Annotated in this window: 20 protein-coding genes; 9 read left to right on the top strand and 11 right to left on the bottom strand. The window is 55.2% G+C overall.

Annotated elements, in window-relative coordinates:
* Window positions 1–4: 4 nt before the first annotated feature.
* The 3 genes from ACQZ51_RS18915 to ACQZ51_RS18925 all read right to left on the bottom strand — a co-directional run bounded on the left by ACQZ51_RS18915 (window position 5) and on the right by ACQZ51_RS18925 (window position 3308).
* Window positions 5–952, bottom strand: a complete 948-nt coding sequence (locus tag ACQZ51_RS18915; protein WP_448779558.1) for a carbohydrate ABC transporter permease — start codon at window positions 950–952, stop codon at window positions 5–7.
* Window positions 953–1096: 144 nt separating this feature from the next.
* Window positions 1097–2356, bottom strand: a complete 1260-nt coding sequence (locus tag ACQZ51_RS18920) for an ABC transporter substrate-binding protein (RefSeq protein WP_448779560.1) — start codon at window positions 2354–2356, stop codon at window positions 1097–1099.
* 61 nt (window positions 2357–2417) lie between these two features.
* Window positions 2418–3308, bottom strand: coding sequence for an N-acetylmuramic acid 6-phosphate etherase (locus ACQZ51_RS18925; protein WP_448779561.1), 891 nt, complete (start codon window positions 3306–3308; stop codon window positions 2418–2420).
* 208 nt (window positions 3309–3516) lie between these two features.
* Here ACQZ51_RS18925 and ACQZ51_RS18930 point away from each other — a divergent pair, with 208 nt between their 5' ends.
* The 4 genes from ACQZ51_RS18930 to nagA are packed head-to-tail and all read left to right on the top strand — an operon-like array spanning window position 3517 to window position 7378.
* Window positions 3517–4404 (top strand): BadF/BadG/BcrA/BcrD ATPase family protein, encoded by an 888-nt coding sequence (locus tag ACQZ51_RS18930; RefSeq protein ID WP_448779563.1) that lies wholly within the window; start codon window positions 3517–3519, stop codon window positions 4402–4404.
* A complete protein-coding gene (locus ACQZ51_RS18935) occupies window positions 4401–5165 on the top strand; it encodes a GntR family transcriptional regulator (protein ID WP_448779565.1) in 765 nt (254 codons plus the stop codon). Before ACQZ51_RS18930 ends, ACQZ51_RS18935 begins: the two co-directional genes overlap by 4 nt.
* A gap of 33 nt (window positions 5166–5198) precedes the next feature.
* Window positions 5199–6221 carry an SIS domain-containing protein gene (locus ACQZ51_RS18940; protein ID WP_448779567.1) on the top strand — a complete coding sequence of 341 codons (1023 nt, stop codon included), beginning with the start codon at window positions 5199–5201 and terminating at the stop codon, window positions 6219–6221.
* Window positions 6218–7378 (top strand): N-acetylglucosamine-6-phosphate deacetylase, encoded by a 1161-nt coding sequence (gene nagA / locus ACQZ51_RS18945; protein WP_448779631.1) that lies wholly within the window; start codon window positions 6218–6220, stop codon window positions 7376–7378. Before ACQZ51_RS18940 ends, nagA begins: the two co-directional genes overlap by 4 nt.
* 281 nt (window positions 7379–7659) lie before the next feature.
* Here nagA and ACQZ51_RS18950 read toward each other — a convergent pair whose 3' ends face one another.
* Window positions 7660–8340 carry a TetR/AcrR family transcriptional regulator gene (locus ACQZ51_RS18950; RefSeq protein WP_448779569.1) on the bottom strand — a complete coding sequence of 227 codons (681 nt, stop codon included), beginning with the start codon at window positions 8338–8340 and terminating at the stop codon, window positions 7660–7662.
* A 100-nt stretch (window positions 8341–8440) separates the two neighbouring features.
* Between ACQZ51_RS18950 and ACQZ51_RS18955 the strand changes: the two genes are divergently transcribed.
* Window positions 8441–9808, top strand: a complete 1368-nt coding sequence (locus tag ACQZ51_RS18955; RefSeq protein ID WP_448779571.1) for a cytochrome P450 — start codon at window positions 8441–8443, stop codon at window positions 9806–9808.
* Window positions 9809–9828: 20 nt separating this feature from the next.
* Here the strand turns inward: ACQZ51_RS18955 and ACQZ51_RS18960 are convergent, their stop codons facing one another.
* The gene (locus ACQZ51_RS18960) at window positions 9829–10830 is read right to left on the bottom strand and encodes a sensor histidine kinase (RefSeq protein ID WP_448779573.1); all 1002 of its coding nucleotides are present in this window, start codon (window positions 10828–10830) and stop codon (window positions 9829–9831) included.
* Between the two features lie 190 nt (window positions 10831–11020).
* On the opposite strand from ACQZ51_RS18960, the gene ACQZ51_RS18965 reads away from it, so the two are divergent.
* The gene (locus ACQZ51_RS18965) at window positions 11021–11383 is read left to right on the top strand and encodes a response regulator (protein ID WP_448779575.1); all 363 of its coding nucleotides are present in this window, start codon (window positions 11021–11023) and stop codon (window positions 11381–11383) included.
* Between the two features lie 11 nt (window positions 11384–11394).
* Here the strand turns inward: ACQZ51_RS18965 and ACQZ51_RS18970 are convergent, their stop codons facing one another.
* Together ACQZ51_RS18970 and ACQZ51_RS18975 are read right to left on the bottom strand one after the other, a co-directional pair.
* Entirely contained in the window at window positions 11395–11763 is a 369-nt protein-coding gene (locus ACQZ51_RS18970; protein WP_448779576.1) for a response regulator, read from the bottom strand.
* A 135-nt stretch (window positions 11764–11898) separates the two neighbouring features.
* Window positions 11899–13464, bottom strand: coding sequence for a putative bifunctional diguanylate cyclase/phosphodiesterase (locus ACQZ51_RS18975; RefSeq protein WP_448779578.1), 1566 nt, complete (start codon window positions 13462–13464; stop codon window positions 11899–11901).
* Between the two features lie 444 nt (window positions 13465–13908).
* On the opposite strand from ACQZ51_RS18975, the gene ACQZ51_RS18980 reads away from it, so the two are divergent.
* Window positions 13909–14133, top strand: a complete 225-nt coding sequence (locus tag ACQZ51_RS18980; protein WP_448779580.1) for a hypothetical protein — start codon at window positions 13909–13911, stop codon at window positions 14131–14133.
* 51 nt (window positions 14134–14184) lie between these two features.
* Here ACQZ51_RS18980 and ACQZ51_RS18985 read toward each other — a convergent pair whose 3' ends face one another.
* Window positions 14185–14496: an ArsR/SmtB family transcription factor gene (locus ACQZ51_RS18985; protein ID WP_448779582.1), complete on the bottom strand. Its 312-nt coding sequence runs from the start codon at window positions 14494–14496 to the stop codon at window positions 14185–14187.
* 98 nt (window positions 14497–14594) lie between these two features.
* Here ACQZ51_RS18985 and ACQZ51_RS18990 point away from each other — a divergent pair, with 98 nt between their 5' ends.
* A complete protein-coding gene (locus ACQZ51_RS18990) occupies window positions 14595–15686 on the top strand; it encodes an NADH:flavin oxidoreductase/NADH oxidase (RefSeq protein ID WP_448779583.1) in 1092 nt (363 codons plus the stop codon).
* Window positions 15687–15771: 85 nt separating this feature from the next.
* Here ACQZ51_RS18990 and ACQZ51_RS18995 read toward each other — a convergent pair whose 3' ends face one another.
* Window positions 15772–16662, bottom strand: a complete 891-nt coding sequence (locus ACQZ51_RS18995) for a LysR substrate-binding domain-containing protein (protein WP_448779585.1) — start codon at window positions 16660–16662, stop codon at window positions 15772–15774.
* 99 nt (window positions 16663–16761) lie between these two features.
* Between ACQZ51_RS18995 and ACQZ51_RS19000 the strand changes: the two genes are divergently transcribed.
* A complete protein-coding gene (locus tag ACQZ51_RS19000; RefSeq protein WP_448779586.1) occupies window positions 16762–17169 on the top strand; it encodes a tautomerase family protein in 408 nt (135 codons plus the stop codon).
* Window positions 17170–17220: 51 nt separating this feature from the next.
* Here ACQZ51_RS19000 and ACQZ51_RS19005 read toward each other — a convergent pair whose 3' ends face one another.
* Window positions 17221–19296 (bottom strand): ATP-binding protein, encoded by a 2076-nt coding sequence (locus tag ACQZ51_RS19005; protein WP_448779587.1) that lies wholly within the window; start codon window positions 19294–19296, stop codon window positions 17221–17223.
* A 313-nt stretch (window positions 19297–19609) separates the two neighbouring features.
* Window positions 19610–21115 carry a sulfatase gene (locus ACQZ51_RS19010; protein WP_448779589.1) on the bottom strand — a complete coding sequence of 502 codons (1506 nt, stop codon included), beginning with the start codon at window positions 21113–21115 and terminating at the stop codon, window positions 19610–19612.
* Window positions 21116–21177 lie beyond the last annotated feature (62 nt).

Here is a 21177-nt window from a genome sequence, read left to right on the forward strand (position 1 = left end):
CCCTTCAGAACTGATAGCGGCGCATGCGGCGCTGAATGGCGAAGAGATAGAGGCTGACACCGGCAAGAATGATGAGGAACATGACGGTGGCAATCGTCGCGCCCATGGAGCGATCACCCAGCTGGAGCTGAAAGCCGAAGAAGGTGCGATACAGCAACGTGCCCAGAATATCGGTTGATCCATCCGGCCCGGCCAGAGCGCCCTGCACGGTGTAGATCAGGTCGAAGGCATTGAAATTGCCAACGAAGGTCAGAATGGAAATGATGCCGATGGAAGGCAGGATCAGCGGCAGCTTGATCTTCCAGAACTGGCTCCAGCCCGTAATGCCGTCCATCTCTGCGGCCTCGATCACCTCATCGGGAATGTTCAAAAGAGCTGCGTAGATCAGCATCATCGGAATTCCGACATATTGCCAGACAGAGATCAGCGACACCGCGATCAGTGCTGATCCAGGCCTGCCAAGCCACGGCGCAAACAGTGATTTGAGATAGACGAGATCCAGTAGTGTCGGTGCGACACCCCAAAGAGGCGACAGGATAAGCTTCCAGATGAAGCCGACGATGACGAATGACAGCAAAGTCGGCAAAAAGATTGCGGTGCGATAAAAGGCCGAAAACCGCAGTTTCGGCAGCGAAAGCAAGGCTGCAAGCGCTACGCCAATGGGGTTTTGCACCAGCATATGAATGATGAAGAAAATCGTATTGTTGAGGAGCGCATTCCAGAGATCGGCAGACCAACGCTCGTCCCCGAACAGCGTTCTGAAATTCTGCAGGCCGACGAAAATTCTCTGACCATCCACCTGATTGAAAAAGGAAAGCCAGAGCGTGCTGCCAAGCGGAATGATCATAACGGCGGTGTAGACAAGAAAGGCCGGCAGCATGAACACGACAATGTGCCAGCGCACGGGCCGCTTAATCGGTCGTTGATCGTCTGAAATCATATCGGCGCTCATGGGACCAGTCCGAACTCTTGGAAAAAGGAAGCCGTGTTACCCGGAACCATGCCCGCGCAACCGATGATCTGGCTATAATATGCGACCAAGACGATGTTCCAGAGCATGGCGGTTTCTGAACCGCCACGCCCTGAACCAATCGACTTACTTGGCAGGCTTATACCAACCGTCGAGGCCCTTTTGCAGCTTTTGAGCAGCAACAGCCGGTGTATCCGTACCATTGATCACATTGGCGGATTCAACCCAGGTCTCGTTTTCGAGGTTAGGCGTGCCGCGTGACAGGATCTGGTAAGTGGAGCGGATGGTTGGCTTGCACTTTTCGCGCCAGGATACGAATTCCTGCGCGACAGGGTCAGCCATCTTCACGGCTGTCTTGTTCAAGCTGAAGAAGCCAGGCAAGGCGTTCGCGTAAAGGTCTGCAAATTCTGCCGAAGAAACCCATTCCAGGAATTTTGCAGCTTCAGCAGGGTGCTTCGACTTTGCATTCATACCCATGCCGATATCGGTATGGTCGGAGATGTAGCAAGTATCACCTGCCTTCTCGACGGGTGGTGGGAATGCGCCCATCTTGAATTGTGCCTGCGCGTTGAAGCCGGAGATTTCCCAAGAACCGGCCGGGTAAATGGCGGCGCGGCCCAGGGTGAACATGTTCTGGCTGTCAGGATAGGTCTGCGCTTCGAAACCGTCGCCGAGATAATCCTTCCACTTGGCAAGCACTTCGTATGGCTTGACCCAATCAGCATCGGTCAGCTTCTGCTCGCCCTTGATCAGCGCAAGACGGCCTTCTTCGCCCTTCCAGTAGTTGGGACCGATGTTCTGGTAACCCATGGTCGCGGCTTCCCACAAATCCTTGGTGCCCATCGCCATCGGAACATAAGTGCCATCAGCCTTGATCTTGTCGAGCGCGGCGAAGAACTCGGCCTGCGTCTTCGGAACTTCGATCTTCAACGCCTCGAAAGCGTCTTTGTTGTAGATAAAGCCATGGATAACCGAGGCCATCGGCACGCAGAATGTCTGTGCGCCATCATCCGTTGACCATGCGGTCTTTGCCACGTCGGAGAAGTTCTCCATGCCGGCATTCTTGGTGAGGTCGCCGAGATAGCCCTTCTTGAAAAGCTCAAGCGAGGCGTCGAACGGACGGCAGGTGATGAGATCACCTGCGGAACCGGATTCCAGCTTGGCATTCAGTGCCGCATTGTACTCAGTTGGCGCCATGGGCTGAAACGAGAGCTTGATGCCGGGGTTCTTGGCTTCAAACGCTGGAATAAGCTTGTCTTTCCAGATCGCTAGATCGTCGTTGCGCCAGCTTTCGATGGTCAGTGTCACGTCCTGCGCAGATGCGAGGCCTGCATAGCCAAACAGGCTTGCGCCCACCAGCAGTGCCTTGGTGATAGTGCGGGTCATCTTGTTCTCCCTCTTGATGTAACGCCCTCAAGGCGCTCAACAACTGTGATTTTTGCCAGTCTCATCCGCTGATCAGCTGAAGCGCGCGCCGCACATTGTGGCCGCTTTCTTCCAGCATATGCTCAGCTGAATTCTTCGTCTTCGCGCCTGCTGCTAGCAGGATCGCGATCTTCACAGAGCCGGACGCCTTTTCCACCAATCGTCCAGCTTCGCTTATCTCTACGCCGGTCACGCCGGATACAATCCGTGCAGCGCGCTCGACGAGTTTCTTGTTGTCCGCCCGCAGGTTGACCATATAGCCGTCATGCACATGGCCGAGGCGAATGGCCATCAATGTCGAGAACATGTTGAGCGCAATTTTTTGCGCCGTTCCCGCACCCATCCGGGTTGAACCCGATACAAATTCCGGGGGTGTTTTAAGAAGAACCGACACATCCGACATATCGAAGATTTTTGCGCCGACATTATTGGCAATCGCTACGACTTTCGCGCCTCTTTCCTGTGCAACCTGCACAACAGCGAGGGCATAAGGCGTCGATCCGCTTGCCGTGATAGCAACGACACAGTCACCTTCACCGATAATCTCGGCGTCGATCTTTGCCTGCTCGACATCATCTTCAGGCGCGCCGGGCATATCGGAGAGATTGCTGGCACCTCCGGCAAACAGAATGGCAATCTGTTCGCGCCCGATGCCGTAAGTGCCGGGCAATTCCAACGCATCAGCCATCGCCATCAGGCCGGAACTGCCCGCGCCGACGTAAACCAGTTTGCGCCCTGCAGCGATTGCATCTGCAGCAAGCGCCGATGCACGCGCAATGGCATCATGAGCGGCGTTGACAGATTGCGCCGCCTCCTGCTGGCCCGCGCTCAAAAGCGACAGAATGTCACCCGGCACCATGGTGTCGAGGCCCTTCGCCTTTTCGTGCAAACCTTCAGTTCCGCCAGCGCTCATTGAAAAACTCCCTGCCGGCGAATTTAATGCCAAAAAAATACCAATTGTCCAGCATCTTTTCATATTAGATTTACTTTTGAGCGCAGGAAGCGAGAAGGGTCTGACTAATTGACTGATTTTTATTGCTTATTTAGATTTTAATGGAAATTAATTTTTCCCTCTTGGATATTGGTATTTTTTTGGTATCTTCTTTTCAGGAGACAGTTTCATGCAGCGATATCTCGTGGGAATCGACGGTGGCGGCACGAGTTGCCGGGCGGCAGTCGCTGATTTATCAGGCCGAATTCTCGGTCGGGGCAAAAGCGGCGCATCCAACATCATGACGGCGCCGGATACAGCGATCGCAAATATCGCGGATGCTGCGAAAGCAGCATTTCTGGATGCTGGCCTTGATGCAAGCCTCATTGAAAATGCCTGCGCCTATCTCGGCCTTGCAGGTAACCACGTCGAAAATACCGTCGCCTATGTAATGCCACGCCTACCATTTCGCCATTCCGTGATCGAGTCCGATGGCCTGATTGCGCTTCAGGGTGCGCTTGGCGACGGAGACGGGGCGGTGGCTATTCTCGGCACCGGCACCATCTACATTGCCCGCAGCGCAGGCGTTATCCACTATGTGGGTGGCTGGGGCTATCATCTCGGTGACCTTGGAAGCGGCGGGCGGCTGGGCCAGATGGCACTGCAGGAAAGCTTGCTGGCCTATGACGGGATCGTTGCGCAAACGACAATGACCATTGCGCTTGTTGAAGAGTTCTCCAATCAACCACGCAAGATGGTCGCATTTTCGCAGAGCGCAAAGCCCGGCGATTACGCGCGCTTCGCACCCCGCGTTTTCGATTTTGCCACAGCTGGCGATGCGGCGGCACTCTCCATTTTGAAACAAGCCGCCGGCTTCATCGACGCATCGCTTGATCGCGTATCAGAGCTAACGAGTGGCGGCAGGCTGTGTCTGCTAGGTGGCTTATCCGCGCTTTATGCGCCATATCTAGCGGCACGCCACCGTGAACGGCTTGCACCTCCAGCCGAAGATGCGCTCTGCGGTGCTGTCGCCCTTGCGAAAGCAACCTTCGTGAACGAGATGGAAGGGGCTGCATGATGGAGGGGTTATCACAGTTTCTCTCTCCCGATGATCTTCAATCCAGCGGATCAGGACCGCTTTACGTGAAGCTCCGCCAATCGCTTGAAGATGCGATCCTGTCTGGCAAACTCAGCCACGGACAGGCGCTGCCGCCGGAACGCGATCTGGCTGAATTTGCCAATGTGAGCCGGGTCACCGTCCGCAAGGCGGTGGATGATCTGGTGAAGGACGGACTGTTGAACCGCAAGCACGGTTCCGGCACTTTCGTCATGAAACCCGTCTCGCGTCTGCAACAGCCCTTGTCACGGCTGACGTCTTTTACCGAAGACATGGCGCGGCGCGGTTATGTGACCCGTTCCGAATGGCTTGGCCGGGGGCTTTTTCACCCGTCATCGGACGAGATGATGATGCTGGGTCTGAAGGTTGATATGATGGTGGCACGGCTGGAGCGGCTGCGCATTGCCAATGAATTGCCGCTTGCCATCGAGCGGGCGAGCCTTGCTTCCGATATCCTGCCGGACCCTCACGCGGTGACATCATCGCTTTACGCTGAACTGCATCGCACAGGTTTTAAGCCGGTTCGTGCCGTGCAGCGCATTTCGGCCTGCAACGTGACGCGCGAGGATGCAGCCTTACTGGCGGTGCCGGAAGGGTCAGCGGGCCTTGCCATCGAGCGCATTTCCTATCTGGATTCCGGCCGCGTGGTGGAACTGACACGCTCGCTTTATCGCGGTGATGCCTATGACTTCGTCGCGGAAATGACCCTGACTGACGGCTGATGCGCCCATTGAACTGACAGAAAAGAGAATGCCATGCCAACGCATATGCGCCAGGAAATCAACGAAATACCCGAGGCCGCAAGCCGTCTTCTCACCCGCTCGCATGATGCCTTGCAAAGCGCTGGCAAGGCGTTGCGAGATCGCAACCCGGATTTTCTCATCACCATCGCCAGAGGGTCGTCAGACCATGCGGCTCATTTCCTGAAATATGCGATTGAGCAGCAGGCAGGCAGGGCCGTAGCCTCGATTGGGCCTTCGCTAGCCTCGATCTATGGCAAATCCCTGAAACTGGATCGCGCAGCAGCCATCTCGATTTCGCAATCCGGCAGAAGTCCCGATATTGTCGCGCTTGCCCAATCGGCAGCCGCATCGGGTGCACTGACGATCTCATTGACAAACACCCAGCCTTCGCCTTTGTCAGACGCGTCAGAACATGCCGTGGATATCAATGCCGGGCCAGAGCTTGCCGTTGCGGCGACCAAGTCCTTCTTCAATTCCGTGCTGGCGGGCCTCGCCATCCTAGCTGAATGGACCGTAGACACAGAGCTTCAGCGCTCCATTCAACAATTGCCGGAAAAACTCACCCAGGCAATCTCGCTGGATTGGCAGGCCTTGGCCGATGAGTTGGGCAATGCTGAATCGCTCTTCATGCTGGGCCGTGGCCCATCTCTGGCCATTGCCAGCGAGGCAGCGCTGAAGTTCAAGGAAACATCTGAAATGCATGCCGAGGCCTATTCCAGCGCCGAGGTTCTGCATGGCCCGGTGGCCCTGGTCGACCGGAGATTTCCAGTGGTGACATTTGCCGCCCGCGATGCCGCATTATCTTCTGTTCTCGCCACCGCAGACAGCCTCGGTGAAAAAGGCGCACTTTCCTTCATCACCGCTGATGGCGCAGCCCATGCGCGCCGCCTTCCCTTTGTAGCGACAGGTCACCCGCTGACCGACGCACTGTCTCTCATTGTGCCATTCTATGGTTTCGTGGAAGCATGGTCTCGGTCGCGGGGCTTCAACCCTGACGCGCCGCCTGCTCTTAAAAAAGTCACGGAGACCCACTGACCATGGAAAGAGTGCTGACCAACGCCCGGATATTCGATGGCTTTTCCTGGCATGAGAACAGTGCGCTTGTGCTGAGCGGCGGCAAGGTTTCCGGCATCGTGCCGATGGCAGAGTTGCCATCGGGGCATGAGCTGATTGACGCCCATGGCGCAACCATCATTCCCGGCTTTGTTGATTTGCAGGTCAATGGCGGCGGCGGCGTCATGCTCAACGACGACCAATCCGTCGACGGCATACGCCATATCTGCGCGGCCCATGCCAAATTCGGCACAACAGCCCTTCTGCCGACGCTGATAACGGATACGCCCGAAATCACGGCTGCGGCCATAAAAGCTGGCCTTGACGCGAAGACGGCTGGTGTTCCAGGCTTCCTTGGCCTGCACCTGGAAGGGCCACATCTTTCTGTGGCGCGCAAAGGCACGCATCACCCGGCGCTGATCCGCCCGATGAAAGACACTGATCTTCAGCGTTTGCTCGCTGTCGCAGACAAGTTCGACGCGCTGATGATCACGGTCGCACCGGAGAATGCGACGATTGAGCAGGTGAAGTCACTCGCGGAGGCTGGTTTCATCGTCAGCCTTGGTCACACCAACGCAACATACGAAACCGCGACAGCCTATGCCGATGCTGGCGCACGGGTGGTGACACATCTTTTCAATGCCATGAGCCCGCTGGAAAACCGCTCGCCCGGCCTGGTTGGAGCCGCGCTCGATCTGGGAGAGCTTTCCTGTGGCATTATCGCTGATGGTTTTCACGTGCACCCAGCGTCTCTGGGCGCGGCCATCCGTGCAAAGCGCGGCCCTGGCCATGTCTTCCTCGTCACCGATGCCATGTCGACGATTGGAACGGATCTTGACGGTCTTTTGCTGAACGATCGGCAGATTTATCGGAAAGACGGACGCCTGACGCTTGCCGACGGTACTCTTGCAGGTGCCGATATAGACATGTTGTCCTCGGTGCTCTTTATCCACAAAGTCATCGGTATCGAGTTTTCGGAAGCCGTCCGCATGGCGACTGTCTATCCCGCTCAAGCCGCCGGTGTTGGCAACACAAAAGGATCGTTGAAGCCCGAGTTTGACGCTGACTTCATCGTTCTGGATGAGGACCACGCGATCATCAGCACATGGATTGCCGGCGAGCCGGCATTTGCGGCTTGAGCAGTGGTATGATCGGAATTTGAAAGCCACCCCAGCATAACTCCAAGCGAAAAAGCCTGCCGCGGGAGGAGGTGCGGCAGGCTTTTCGAAAAGAACCGAACAACGGCTGGGAGGAGGAGTGCCGTCGTTCCATCAGGCTTCCCTTGGGAGGAGGAGTGGGTTGCCTGAAACGAAGCTTTGCGGGAGGAGGTGCATCGCTTCGATGAAAACAAAATACCAAATTCGAACGCACAATAAACAGACGACATTGCACCGCAGCCATGCAAAAAGACATAGCTTGCTCAGGACGCCTCGTCCATTGTAAAAGGTTGCGCAAGCAGCGCCTGCAATTCTTGCAATGCGTTGGGTGAAAGATAAGGTCTGAAGAGGCTGGTCACCTGGTTTAGCCCCCAATCGAGATGGTGCCGACGCAAATCCTCAATACCTTCCTGCAGGCTGAGATAAACTGCCCAATAGGTCGATACGATCCAGACATTTGCCAAGAGTGCGGCGGTGTCACCCTCTGGAATGTCGATCAGGCCAACCTCTCTCATTTGCGTGATCCCCGCTTGCACAGCAAGACGTATGGAACCACTCAAAACGCGGATTGGCTCTTTCAGGGAAGGCGCATTGGCCATGATGCCAGGAAGATCACGGAACATGTAGCGATGCGTCCAGACAATCGAGAACCAGTCGCGCATGAAGGCTGCATAGGCGGCGGCCTCGGTGATCTCATTGCCCCCAATGGCGGATGAAAACGCAATCGCATCTGCTTCGAGTTGCTGAAACAAAGCGACCAGAAGAGCTTCTTTTGTCTTGAAGTGGTAATAGAGGTTGCCTTCATTGATGCCGACCGTGCGTGCAATCTCCGCCGTCGTCACTCGGTCCGGGCCTTTTTCATTCAACAAGGCAAGGCTCGCTTCGAGAATGCGATCTCGTGTGCTCAGTTTTTTGTCGCTGCCAACACGCATCGTCGATTTCATTGCATTGCCCTTGCAGAATTAAGGTGTTCACCTTACTTTTATTTGGGTGAACACCTTAATGAAATATAACCGTTGCCGCCCGCAATCAAGGAAAGATGCCATGGACATGACGACCGGAGCTGAGGAACAAACGGCGAAGCGTTTTCCTGTCACCCCGCAATCAACGCCCAGAATTCTTGCGGCCATCATCCGCAATCCGCTCGACGCCATTCCCCCTTCGATTTTTACGGAGCCGCTTGTTTTCTCAAAGACCGCCGGACAGGTGACCGTGCATCTTGCTGACCCGGTCCTCATACATGAAGCACTGGTGAAAAATGCGGATGCCTTGTGCAAAGGCGATCAGGTCAGACGCGCCCTTGGCCCAGCGCTTGGCCAGGGCTTGTTGACGGCCGATGGTGCCCATTGGAAGTGGCAGCGCCAATCCGTTGCCGGGGCATTTCGGCACGATAAGCTTCTGGAGTTGCAGCCAATGATGATCGCAGCCGCACAGCGAACGCGAGACAAGTGGCTTGCAGACAGCTCTAATAATATCGATATCGGTCACGAGATGATGCACACCACATTCGATATCATCGTGGAGACCATGATGTCGGGCGGCCATGGCATTGACGTCGACAGGGTGGAACGCAGCATTTCCGACTTCCTGAAACCAACAGGCTGGACCCTTGCTCTTGGTATATTGAAAGCACCGGAGTGGCTGCCTTATCCCGGCCGCCGCAAGGCAAGGGCGGCTGTTGAATTCCTGCGTTCAAGCCTCATGCGCGTTGTTGAGACACGGCGCGCTGCGCCCGCAGAACGGCCCGATCTGGTCTCAATGCTTCTCGCGGCAGCGGATCCTGAGACGGGCCGAACAATGACCGACATGGAAATTGTGGACAATCTGATGACCTTCATCACCGCAGGCCATGAGACGACGGCGCTCGGACTGGCCTGGACATTCGACCTGTTGGCTCGCCATCCAGAGATTGAGAAAAAGGTTCTCAGCGAAATTGACGGGGTGACGGAAGGCGAGGATCTGACTGCCGAGCACATCTCAAAGCTAACCTATACCCGCCAGGTCTTTTCCGAAGCCATGCGGCTCTATCCACCAGCACCTGTCATCACGCGCACGGCCTTGCAGGATTTCCATCTTGGCGAGTATCTCATTCCCGCCGGCACCGTCCTTATGGTGCCGATCTATGCGGTCCATCGACATGCCTCGATCTGGCCTGACGCCGAGGTCTTCGATCCGGAGCGCTTCAATCCAGAGGCCAGCAAATCCAGGCATCGCTACGCTTACATGCCGTTTGGCGCTGGACCCCGCGTTTGCATCGGCAATGCCTTTGCTGTGATGGAAGCAGTAGCCATTCTGGCGGTGCTTCTGCAGAAGGTTCGCCTTGCAGCCGTTCAAACACACGCTCCAAAGCCAATCATGCGACTGACGCTGCGCCCTGAAAAACCACTCAACATGCAGCTCGTTGCGCGCTAACACACGGGCGCTGTCATGTCCTAGCGGGCCAGAAAGCTGCCTTTCATGCGCAGCGTGATCAACACGCCGCCATCGGTCCAGTTATACTCGATAGAGCCGCCGAGCTGACCTGTGACGGTGCGGTTCAGCAATTTGCTGCCGTATCCTTCGGTGGTTTTAGGAGGAGCTGCTTTTCTGCCCTGTTCGGACCATACAATCTCAATGTCGTCACCGGTTTTGCTTCCCGAAATGTCCAGCAATCCTTCCGCAGTGGAAAGCGCACCGTATTTAAGGGAGTTGGTGGCCAGTTCGTGGATCATCAAAGCGATGCCCGTTGCTGCCTTTTCCCCAAGGCCCATGCGCGGCACAGCGACGCGCACCCGACCGGAAAACGCGCCCGTGTCATCGTAAGGTTCCAACAACACAGCAAACAGATCTCCCAGCAGCGCAGCACTTCCCTGCCCATCGGGCAAAGGCCGCACCAGATCATGTGCGCGCCCAAGCGCGGCCAGGCGTTGAGTCAGTTGCTGCGCCATCTCCTCTTTCGTCTCGGTTGAGCGGGAGGTGATGGTGGTGAGGCCGGATGCGAGTGCCAGCAGATTTTTAACGCGGTGGCTCATTTCACCGGCAAGCAGTTCATGACCTTCCTCTGCCTGCTTGCGGCCTGTTACATCCAGAAAAATTCCCGACATTTTATCGGAATCGGCGCCACCCTCGTTCCCCTCGCCGCGCGCGGAAATCCAACGCACGTCCTCATTGCTCGTCAAAATGCGAAAATCGATTTCGAACGGCCCATCAGAGGCTTTGACAGCAACAAACGATGCCCTGACACGATCTCGATCGGCAGGGTGAACCTTGATCGATAGGTCTTCAAATTTCAACGACGCCTTTGCCGTAAGGTCCCACAGCTCATAGCCCTTGGCATCCATCACGAAATTGTCGTTACTAACGCTCCATGTCCAGAGTGCAACACCTGCTGACTTGATGGCATTGCGCAGCTCCTTTGCATTCCACTCAGGCTGGGCAGATCCCTGGATCGTCATTGAAGCGTCTCCCTCTCGAAACTGACCGCACCGGACATACATCCGGGCGCTCTTGGCATTTGCTGGCAGGGTCACCGAGGCGCTGTGTCAACATGGCAGGCACATCGCAAAGGCCCCTCTTGTCGAAAATGGACATGGAACCCATCCAAGCTCTACGGGTTCCTGCACAATACTTCAATGGAGGTGACGTGTGCGTACAGTGCTGGTGGTGGAAGACGAGCCTTTAATAAGGTTGACGCTGATTGATGCCCTCGAAGACGCTGGCTTCAGCATCATTGAGGCTGAAACGGCTGACGAAGCGATGGTTCTCATCTCCGAGCACACAGTGCACCTACTGTTCACAGATATTCAGATGCCGGGCGAACTGACCGGCATAGACCTAGCGCATGTTGTGGCAGATCGCTTCCCGGAGGCCGGAATCATCGTGGCATCTGGCCGCCTGACAGCCGATGATATCGACCTTCCAGAATCGGCAGAATTCTTCTCCAAACCCTACGATTTTTCCGCCATCATAGGCCGGTTGAACGCGCTTTCAGACACAAAATCCGGCTAGCAGCGCCCGCCTCAAGCATGGGGCGCTGCAAGCGCACGCGCAACTGCCTTGCGAATATCGGGCAGCGCGAAGGGCTTCGGAACGACATCTATGATCTTTTCCATCAGGTCGTCGGCACGCTCACGCTGTTCAGCGTAGCCTGTCATCAATAATATCTTGAGCTTCGGAAATTGCGATGAGGCGCGATGCGCCAGCTCGATCCCGTCCATGACCGGCATGCGGATATCAGAGAGCAACAGATCGAACGTGTGTTCGCTCAGCTTCTCGAACCCCTGCTCACCATCAGCGGCTTCATGGGTTTCATGGCCATCCAGGCGCAATGCGCGGGCCACGAAGACGCGCAATGCATCTTCATCTTCAGTAATCAGAATTTTCGCCATTTTCCATTGCTCCTGGTATTCATTCCAGCGAGCCACAACCTCGGTCATTTCTCTTTGCAAGAGGTAAATGGGTGGGGCGATCACGTTGGCATGGTTAATGATCCATGCTCCTATGCACCGAGACAGGACCCGGTATCACGCTGAATGATTGTTGGCTGCTGGCATGAGATTATGGATACGGAACACTTTGTGTGACCGTAAGGCTATCGCGGACATCGGTTTGCCCAGCAGATAACCCTGCCCCAGGTCACAGCCCAGCGCCTCCAGCTTTGCGAGTTGACCCTCGTTCTCGATACCCTCTGCCGTCACCTTCATTCCCAAGCCTGCCCCCAGGGCGATAATCGCTTTCACGATTTTGTCCTGTTTCTCACACACCTCGAAGCTTGAAACGAAACTACGGTCGATTTTCAGAGTATGAAATTGATAACTCGAGAGTTGCGACAGACTAGAGTAACCCGTGCCAAAATCGTCAAGGGCAAGCTTGATTCCGGTTTGAACGAGATTGTTGAGAACGAACTGCGCGCTCTCGGCATCTTGGATAATCGCGCTCTCCGTGACCTCGAGTTCTATCCTTTGAGGCGCCATGCCTGTTTCGTTGAGAATTCTGAGGATTTTCAGGCCGAGTAGTCGATCCGCCAACAGGGAAGCCGACAGGTTGAAAGCAAGCATCGTGTGCGAGGGCCAGGTAATTGCATCCTGACATGCTTGACGGAACAGGCGTTCAGTCAGCGCCGAGATTAGTCCGGTCTCTTCAGCCAACGGAATGAAATCACACGGCGAAACAAATTGAGCGGGCCGAATCTCCCACCGAGCCAAGGCCTCGTAACCCACAATCTCCCCGGTCTTCAAATCCACCAATGGCTGATAATGGGGCGAAATGGTATTGCCATGTAGTGCTGCTGTTAAATCTGCCAGCATTTGTGCCCGTTCGCGGTCCCGTCTGTCCATCGCCGGCGTGAAGGCCATCAAGACGTTTGGACCGCTTTTCTTGGCGGCGTACATTGCGCTCTCAGCGAACCGGACCAAGCTCGAAAAATCTTTCGCGTCGTCCGGAAATAACGCGTAGCCCAAGTTGGCTGCGATCTCGATCGAGACATTCTGAAACTTGATCGGTCGACAAATAGCCGTCAACATCCTGTGGGCATAGGCCTCAGGATTGGAAAAACTTGGACTGTTTGTGACAAGCATGAAACGATCACCGCCAACATGGAATACCTTGTCGTCGGGCTCCAGGTTTAGCAGTCGAATAGCAATTTCCTTCAGAACGACATCACCGCCAGCCTGCCCCAGCTCGCTGTTCACTTTCTTCAACCCGGTAAGGTCTATGGAAAACGCCGCATGCTTGGATCGCCTGGACTTTCGCATGTCAAATTCATTGATTGCGGCGTCGAGTGAGCGTCTGTTGGGCAGACCCGTCAAACCGTCGTGGTAAGCGGCACTGGCGGCCTTTTCTTCGGCGAGACGACGTCGGTTGCCTTCCACCCACAGGTCTTTCAAGCGCAGAACGGAATAAGCAAGGCCGAAGACACCAGCGATAGCAAGCGCAGTGACGATTTCGTCCAATTGATAATGTTCTTGAGATCTAAAAAACGCATCGATCTCCTCGTGCGCATCGAGCATGACTGCAAAAGTCGCAATGATAATAAAAGCCACGATCCAGACGATAGCTTCGATGCGGGATCTGTCTCGAAAATTGAACATAATACCTTCCAGGAGAAGTTGGCATCATACCGCCGGCAGCAAGGTCTACATCGACCTGCACATATGCGGCGCACTGCACCTCTTCAACCCCTGCCCGAAAGTGAAAGGCCGAACCTCTAATGAGAGGTAAAGTCATTCACATGCCATCCGCAAGGATATTTCGACCATGGCGAGTATCTGTTTCCGCCACTTCACTCTTGGGCCGGATTGTAAAAATAATCTTAATTGAAACGTTCACAATTTATTTTTTACATCAATAAGCGTAGATTTTACGATTTTTATCGTTATTTTATACTGATATATTAGATTTATATATTCAACTATAAACAATACTGCAGCAATCTACATTGCCGATGAGCGGGGACGCATGCAGATCCGTTCGTAGATGGATAAGCACCGATCAGGTAAAGACATACGAGCGCAAAAAGGCCTATAAACGCTCACATGAACAGATTTTCTGAAACAGAAGTCGCTTTGCTGGAGCGTCTGCGCACCCTCAAGGCATCACCGGAAATGTCCTTCAATTTGAATGACATCGCAATGCCAATGAATGCGGCAGGCTTCTCGCAGAGCGAGATCATTGCCGTTCTGGATGCGTTGGAGCAAGAAAAGGTCGTGGCCTACGCGCCCGGCAATCGGCTCCTGATCCTCAAAGACCTGCCGGACTAGAAGCACGTCGCGCTCGACGCTCGTTTGAAAAGCCCGTGGCAAGCATCGCCATCAACTCCGCTCATCCGATGCGGCAAGAACAGCGTCCAGCAATCCGGGGAAGCGCTCTTCGATCTCTGCACGACGCAGCTCATTCAGGTGCGACGGCCCGTCGGTGCGTGTAAAAACAAGGCCACCTTCGCGCAAGACTTTGAAATGGTGGGACATGCTAGATTTCGGCCTTCCGCCATCAAGCGCCGAGCATGTAGCCTGTCCCTCATCCGCCAACTGACGCACAACGCCGAGCCTGACAGGATCACTGAGAGCGTAAAGCACCTGAGTGAGCGTGACGTCTTTCATCGAGGGATGTGGAATTGCGCGCATGACGTAACCTAGCATCTGAAAATCTTATTGGATAGTTCGATTGTAATCGAAATACCGAAAGCATATATGATAGTTCCTGATTATCAGTTGGAGCAATCATGTCATCCCTTTTTACCCCCTTCACCCTTAAAGACGTGACATTGCGAAATCGCATCGTCGTATCGCCAATGTGCCAGTACTCGGCAGAGGACGGCACGATCAATGATTGGCATTATGTCCACCTGGCTGGCCTCGCGCGCGGCGGCGCAGGTTTGATCGTTGCCGAGGCTACTGCGGTTTCACCGGAAGGCCGTATCACCCCCGGCTGCGCAGGCATCTGGAGCGATGACCAGATCGAGCCCTGGAAAAAGGCCGTGAGCCTGATGAAGGCTGCCGGTGCGGTTCCCGGAATCCAGATTGCGCATGCTGGCCGCAAAGCGAGCGCCAACCGCCCTTGGGAAGGCGACGATCACATTCCAGAATCCGATACCCGAGGCTGGGAGACCATAGCGCCATCCGCCGTTGCTTTCGGAGCAAACCTTGGCAAGGTGCCACAGGCAATGGAGATTGCCGATATTGAGCGGGTCAAGGCAGACTTCGTCGCTGCCGCCAAGCGGGCGCTGGCCGCCGGTTTCGAATGGCTTGAGCTTCACTTCGCTCACGGTTATCTCGGCCAGAGTTTCTTTTCGACATGGTCGAACAAGCGCACAGACAATTATGGCGGCGACTTTGATGGAAGAGCGCGGTTTCTACTCGAGACGCTGGATGCCGTGCGTGAAGTCTGGCCAGAGCATCTGCCGCTCGCTGCCCGCTTCGGCGTGACCGAGTTCGATGGCTCGGACGATCTCGAAGAAGGGATCGAAATGGTTCGTCGCTTCAAAGCAGGCGGCCTCGACATTATCGACGTCAGCATCGGGTTTTCCACCCCAACTGCGAATATTCCGTGGGGTCCCGGCTTTATGGCACCCATCGCTCAACGCGTAAGGCGTGAAGTTGGACTGCCTGCCACGACAAGCTGGCTTATTAGCGAGGCGAAGCAGGCCAATACGCTGATCGCGGATGACGTTGTCGATCTTGTATCGCTGGGACGCCCGCTTCTTGCGAACAATCATTGGCCATATCAGGCAGCGCTTGAGCTCGGTATCGAAAAGCCATCCTGGACGCTTCCAGCGCCATACGCCCATTGGCTGGAACGCTACAGAACGGCCTGATCCGGAAGGATCCCTAATTAAAGGCCACCACGAACAACAAATTCGCGGTGGCCTGCCTCTGAAGGTGAGGCCTAGAGATATTCGCTCATTTTGCCGATTGAGGAAACTTTGCAATTTCCTCCTTCAGCCAACTCACAAAATGCTCCGTCTTCCGCCGTCCGGGCCGCTCGACCTTCACGACGTATTGAAGATCGCTCTTCAGGAAGCCGAACGGCGCAGCGAGGCGGCCGCAATCGATGTCTCCGGCAACAAGATGCCATGGCACGATAGCTGCACCTAACCCGTTCAGCACAGCCTCGATGGTCAGGTGATAGTGATCGAAAATGCTGGCTCGCGTCCCATTCCCATGATCCTTCTGGCCGGTAAGATGAGCCCATTCTTGCCATACATGCGGGCGCGTTTTGGTTTCCAACCGGGGAAGCACAAAGGCTTCGTCATGGTCCAGCGTTTCTCGTCCATTTGCAACAGCAGGTGCAATGATAAGCCCCAGCTGCTCCTGAAAAAGCGGCGAGCAATTCTGCGGCATCTCGGCATCGGTCGACAACACCAGAATCTGCACGTCGACCTGGGTTCGCGGCATACGATCGTCTGTTGCCAGACGCACATCATAGCGCGGATGCTTTGTCGTGAAATCATGCAGACGCGGAATGAGCCAGCGCATGGCAAATGTGCTGAGGCAAGCGACATCCAGAATGGTGTCGTCGCCGCGCCTGACAATCCGCAGCGCATCCTCGATCTGGTCGAATGCAGAGGTGAGCGCAAAGCCCAATACCAGCCCTTCAGCAGTGAGTTGTGGACGATTTCTCGGCCCCTCGAAAAGCTGCGTTCCGATCAATGTCTCGAGAAGGCTGACATGGCGGCTGATTGCACCATGCGTCACAGACAGTTCCTCGGCAGCGGCGACAAGCCGACCGTGACGCGACGCTGCTTCAAAGGCCCGCAAAGCGGCAACGGGTATGTTCTTTCGGTTTCTCATGTGAGCAAAGGTCACATAGGCACGGCTATGACGTCAATATGGAGAGAGATTTCTGTCTGGTAACACATGCTGATCGATCAAGGAAAAGCGAGATCAAGCATGCCATTTGTCAAAACAGCCATACCGTCGGGAACAGAACCGTCACGGAAGCATGACATCGTCTGGGGCATTCACGATGCCCTGGTCGAAGCTATCGGCATGCCAGAGGACGAATTGTTCAATCTGGTCAGCGAGTATCAGGATGGCGACTTCTTTTTTGACCGGAGCTTTAACGGCATTGCACGGTCGGACAATGTGATCGTCGTTGAAATCACGATGCGCAGAGGCCGAAGCGACGCAATGAAGCGCACACTCTATGCTGCCATCACCAGAAACCTGGAAACAAAGGCAGCCGTGTCTCTGAAAGATGTTTTCATATTCATGCACGAAAACGATTATTCGGATTGGAGCGTTGGAAACGGCGTCTTTGCCATGGCGGTCGCTCAGCAGCGCGGAACGGATAGCTAGGGCGCTTACACGTCTGAGTGCGCTTGGGCGGTCGATATTGACTGCTCAAGCTCACCCGATGAGTTCGCGAACCTGAGCCGCGAGCGTTTCCACCGCGAAAGGCTTGGTCAGCACAGCCATACCAGGATCCAGTTTGCCGTCCCGCACAGCGGCGTTTTCGGCGTAGCCTGTGACAAACAAAACCTTCAATCCGGGACGGCTGAGGCGCGCGGCATCGGCCATCTGCCGTCCATCCATCCCTCCAGGAAGACCGACATCGCTGACCAGAAGATCGATACCGACATCAGACTGCAATATCTTCAAGCCCGTCGCACTGTCAGCGGCTTCGATGACGGTGTAACCGAACTCCTGAAGCACATCGGAAATCAGCATCCGAACTGTCGGCTCATCATCGACAACCAGCACAGTTTCCTCTGCTCTCGCCCCACCGGGCGTGCGGGAATCCACAGTTTCAGTGGCTATATCTCCTTCGATCATATGGTGCGGAAGATAGATGCAAACCGTCGTTCCAACATTCTGCTCGGATGATATTTCGACTTTTCCCCCGGACTGCTTTGCAAACCCGTAGATCATGGAAAGGCCGAGACCTGTCCCCTGCCCCAGTGGCTTGGTGGTAAAGAATGGCTCGAAGACCTTGTCGATCACATCTGCTGGAATGCCCGTGCCCGTGTCTGTTATTCTCAGACAGACATACTCGCCGTCAGAAGGGCCAACTTCATCCATCGCCTGCGCTTCAATTGTTGTATTTTCCGTTCTGATGGTGATTTTGCCACCATCCGGCATGGCGTCCCGCGCATTGATGCAAAGATTGAGAACAGCATTTTCAAGCTGCGACTGGTCTACAAGCGTTTTCCATGTTTCAGATGTCTTCGTGACCTCAATATCGATCGATGGACCGACGGTTCGCTGTATCAGGTCGTGAAGGTCTATTATCAGCTTGTCGATATCTGTTGGCTTTGGATCGAGTGTCTGGCGCCTGGAAAAGGCCAGCAATCTATGGGTGAGCGCAGCCGCCCGCTTGACGGCCCCTTGTGCGGCCGAAAGATATCGATCCAACTCGTTCGCGCGCCCTTGAGACAATCTGCGCCCCATGAGTTCGAGACTTCCCGAAATGCCCGCCAGAAGATTGTTGAAGTCGTGCGCAAGCCCACCTGTCAGTTGGCCGACGGCCTCCATCTTCTGGGACTGGCGCAAGGCGTCCTGCGCCTTCAGCAACTCGGATGTGCGCTCTGAAACGCGTTGCTCCAGCTGGTCATTCAGCGCACGTAACATGGAAATGGCGCGGTCACGTTCAGCCTCTACCGCACGGCGCTCTTCGACATCGATCAAGACGCCGGGAAAGCTGGAAGGAGAGCCATCTTCGGCAAGATCGACACGTCCATTGGCTTCGATCCAGTAGTACTTTCCATCACGACGGAGGACACGATATTGATGGGCGTAGGCACCCCCGCGAGAAATGACCTCATTGATGGCTGCGATCAAGCCTTCGCGATCATCCGGATGCACAGTCGATATGATCTGCTCCAACGGAATACCCGTCCTGCCGAGTGCGGGATCCAGCCCAAAACTATCTGCAAAAGCGGCATCGATGGTAAAGCGGTCCGTCGGTATGTCCCAAAACCAGGTGCCGATGATTGCGCCCGCGCCAAGCGCCAATTGCACCCGCTCAGCATTCACCCGGTCACGGTTTTGCGCAAAGACGAGCGCTGTCGTGTCATGAGCGACATTCAGGAAGCCTGAGATCACGTCACCGTCACGCAAGGGGCTGTAGGAAAACGTCCAATAAGTGTCTTCTTCATAGCCGTTGCGGGTCATCATCAGATGCAGGTTCTCGAGACGAATGGTTTCGCCTACCATAGCCCGATCAACGAGTGGTTTGATGTCATCCCATATTTCTGGCCATACTTGCGCAATGGGCTGTCCGAGAGCTTCGGGATGGCGGTCGCCGAGGAATTCAGCGTAGGCCTCATTATAAAGAAAAGTCCCTTCAGCCCCCCATGTTGCGCACATGCCAAAGCCGGATGCAGTGATGAGATCGTAGATGGTCCGTAGAGCAACTGACCATTGGTCTTTTGGTCCGAGCGGGGTCGTCGACCAGTCGAAATCATCCAGGAAATTCAAGTGCATTTACTCCCAAGGCGACACCGCGACAGCGCCAGACATTCGTATCAGAGATGCGACGACTAAGATAATGCGGTAACAAGCTCAGACCCGCTCAATGGTTCCAGCCACACACCAATCGTCTGAGAGTGATAGCTTGGTTTGGCTGAAGAGGATCGAGCTTTTAGCTTATGGTTTTGCCATGAATGCAAGTGCGGGATCATTGGCGCCATCCCGTTGAAGTAGGCCTGATCCGACGCCCGCCAATCAAGCGAGAAATATGGATCGTCGCACTTCCGAAGGCAGTATAGTCGAATTTGGTCAGGAAGAGTCCAGGTCGCTATTTCTCTGCGTTGCTGAACGCCTCGATCAACAGTTGACGTAGCTCGCTCATCGACCTTTCTCCAGTCGCATCGACAGGTGTCATTCCGCTGGTGAACCCATCTTTCTGAAAGCGGGCGAGAAGCTGTGCATCGTCAGTGACGATATGCACCGGCACTGCTCTCGACGCATCAGGGCCGGTAATAATGGAGGCGGGCTGATGGTCTCCGAGTATGATATAGACCGCACCCTTCCCCTGCCTTGCCATGAAGTCCCCGAGTGTCGCCAGCGAATAATCGATGGTTTGAATGTACTGGCTGCGAACGCGGTCGGGATCAGCCCAAACCACAGAGGGAAGATCACCACTGGTGGCCTGATCGTTGAAAATCGAGCCATCGCCAACAGCATCCCAATCTACCAGTCTTGGTAGGGGCGTCCAGGGTGCATGGCTGGAGATGAGGGCAATTTCAGCCATCACGTTTTGACCGAGCAAAGATGCGGGCTTCAAAGCCAGTCGATCAAAAGCAGACAGGGTGTACTGATCCGGCATCGTAACCCAGTTGAAGGGCTTGCCACGATATTCCAGACCAGTTGCGGACAGGATCTGATTGTAGCCGAAATAGTCCGCTTCCGGCCATGCCATGGTGATGGCCGGCATGACTGCAACCGTTTGCCAACCAGCCTGTTGGAACAGCCGGTTCAAGCTTGGCTGGCGGCTGATCATCAGACGATCATAGCGCGCTTGGCTATCAACCCACAGGCCGGATAGCAACGTGCCATGGGCCAACCAGCTTAGCCCGCCGACAGTGGGCGATGTGACCCAACCGCTTGCCGCCTGCAGGCCTGTCGCCTCGATCTGTGCTTGCATTGCAGAGAGCCGGGGTAACGTCACGACTGAGTATCGCGGGTCATCCACTGCCGAACGCCCATAGGATTCCACGAAAATGAGAAATACGTCCTTGCCCTTCACCGCCTGAAAAAGACCGCTTCCATCCCGGGGCCCAAGGCCTGCCCCGAGTTGGTGTTCGAACACCTGCATGTCTGCGAAAGAGCGGACAACGAGGCCAAGCCGCCCAGTCAGATAGGTGGGTGTAGCCAACTCCACACGCGTCTTGTCGATCCAAAAAAGGCTTGCAGCTCCTGCGATAATGCACGCAAAAACGCCGATGAGCAGTCTGCGAAGGTTTGCTTGGGCCTCAGCCATCTGTCGGAGCGAGTTCAGAAAGATTATGACGACCAGCAGGACAATAAGGATGCCGCCCGTCAAAGCTATGAGGGCAGCAGGCGTTCCCATGGTACCCGAAATCAGATTCCAGCCATCAGCCAGCATCTTCAAATCCAGATAGGGATTGAACTGCCGCTGGAAGGCGGTCTGCACGCCGATATCTGCTATTTTCAGGAAGAGAACGACAAAGACCACTAAACTGGAAAGATAAATAATGAGACGCCTAAGCAAGCCCCGTGTCATCAGCACGAGGATGGCGATGGCAGGCCATTCAAGCGGCAAACGCAAAAATGCATCCATTCCCAGAGCATCCGGGTGATCCGGCAGCGTGAAAGCCAGAAATGCAGTGACGGAGAAAAGAA

It is taken from the genome of Agrobacterium sp. CG674 (assembly GCF_053521645.1).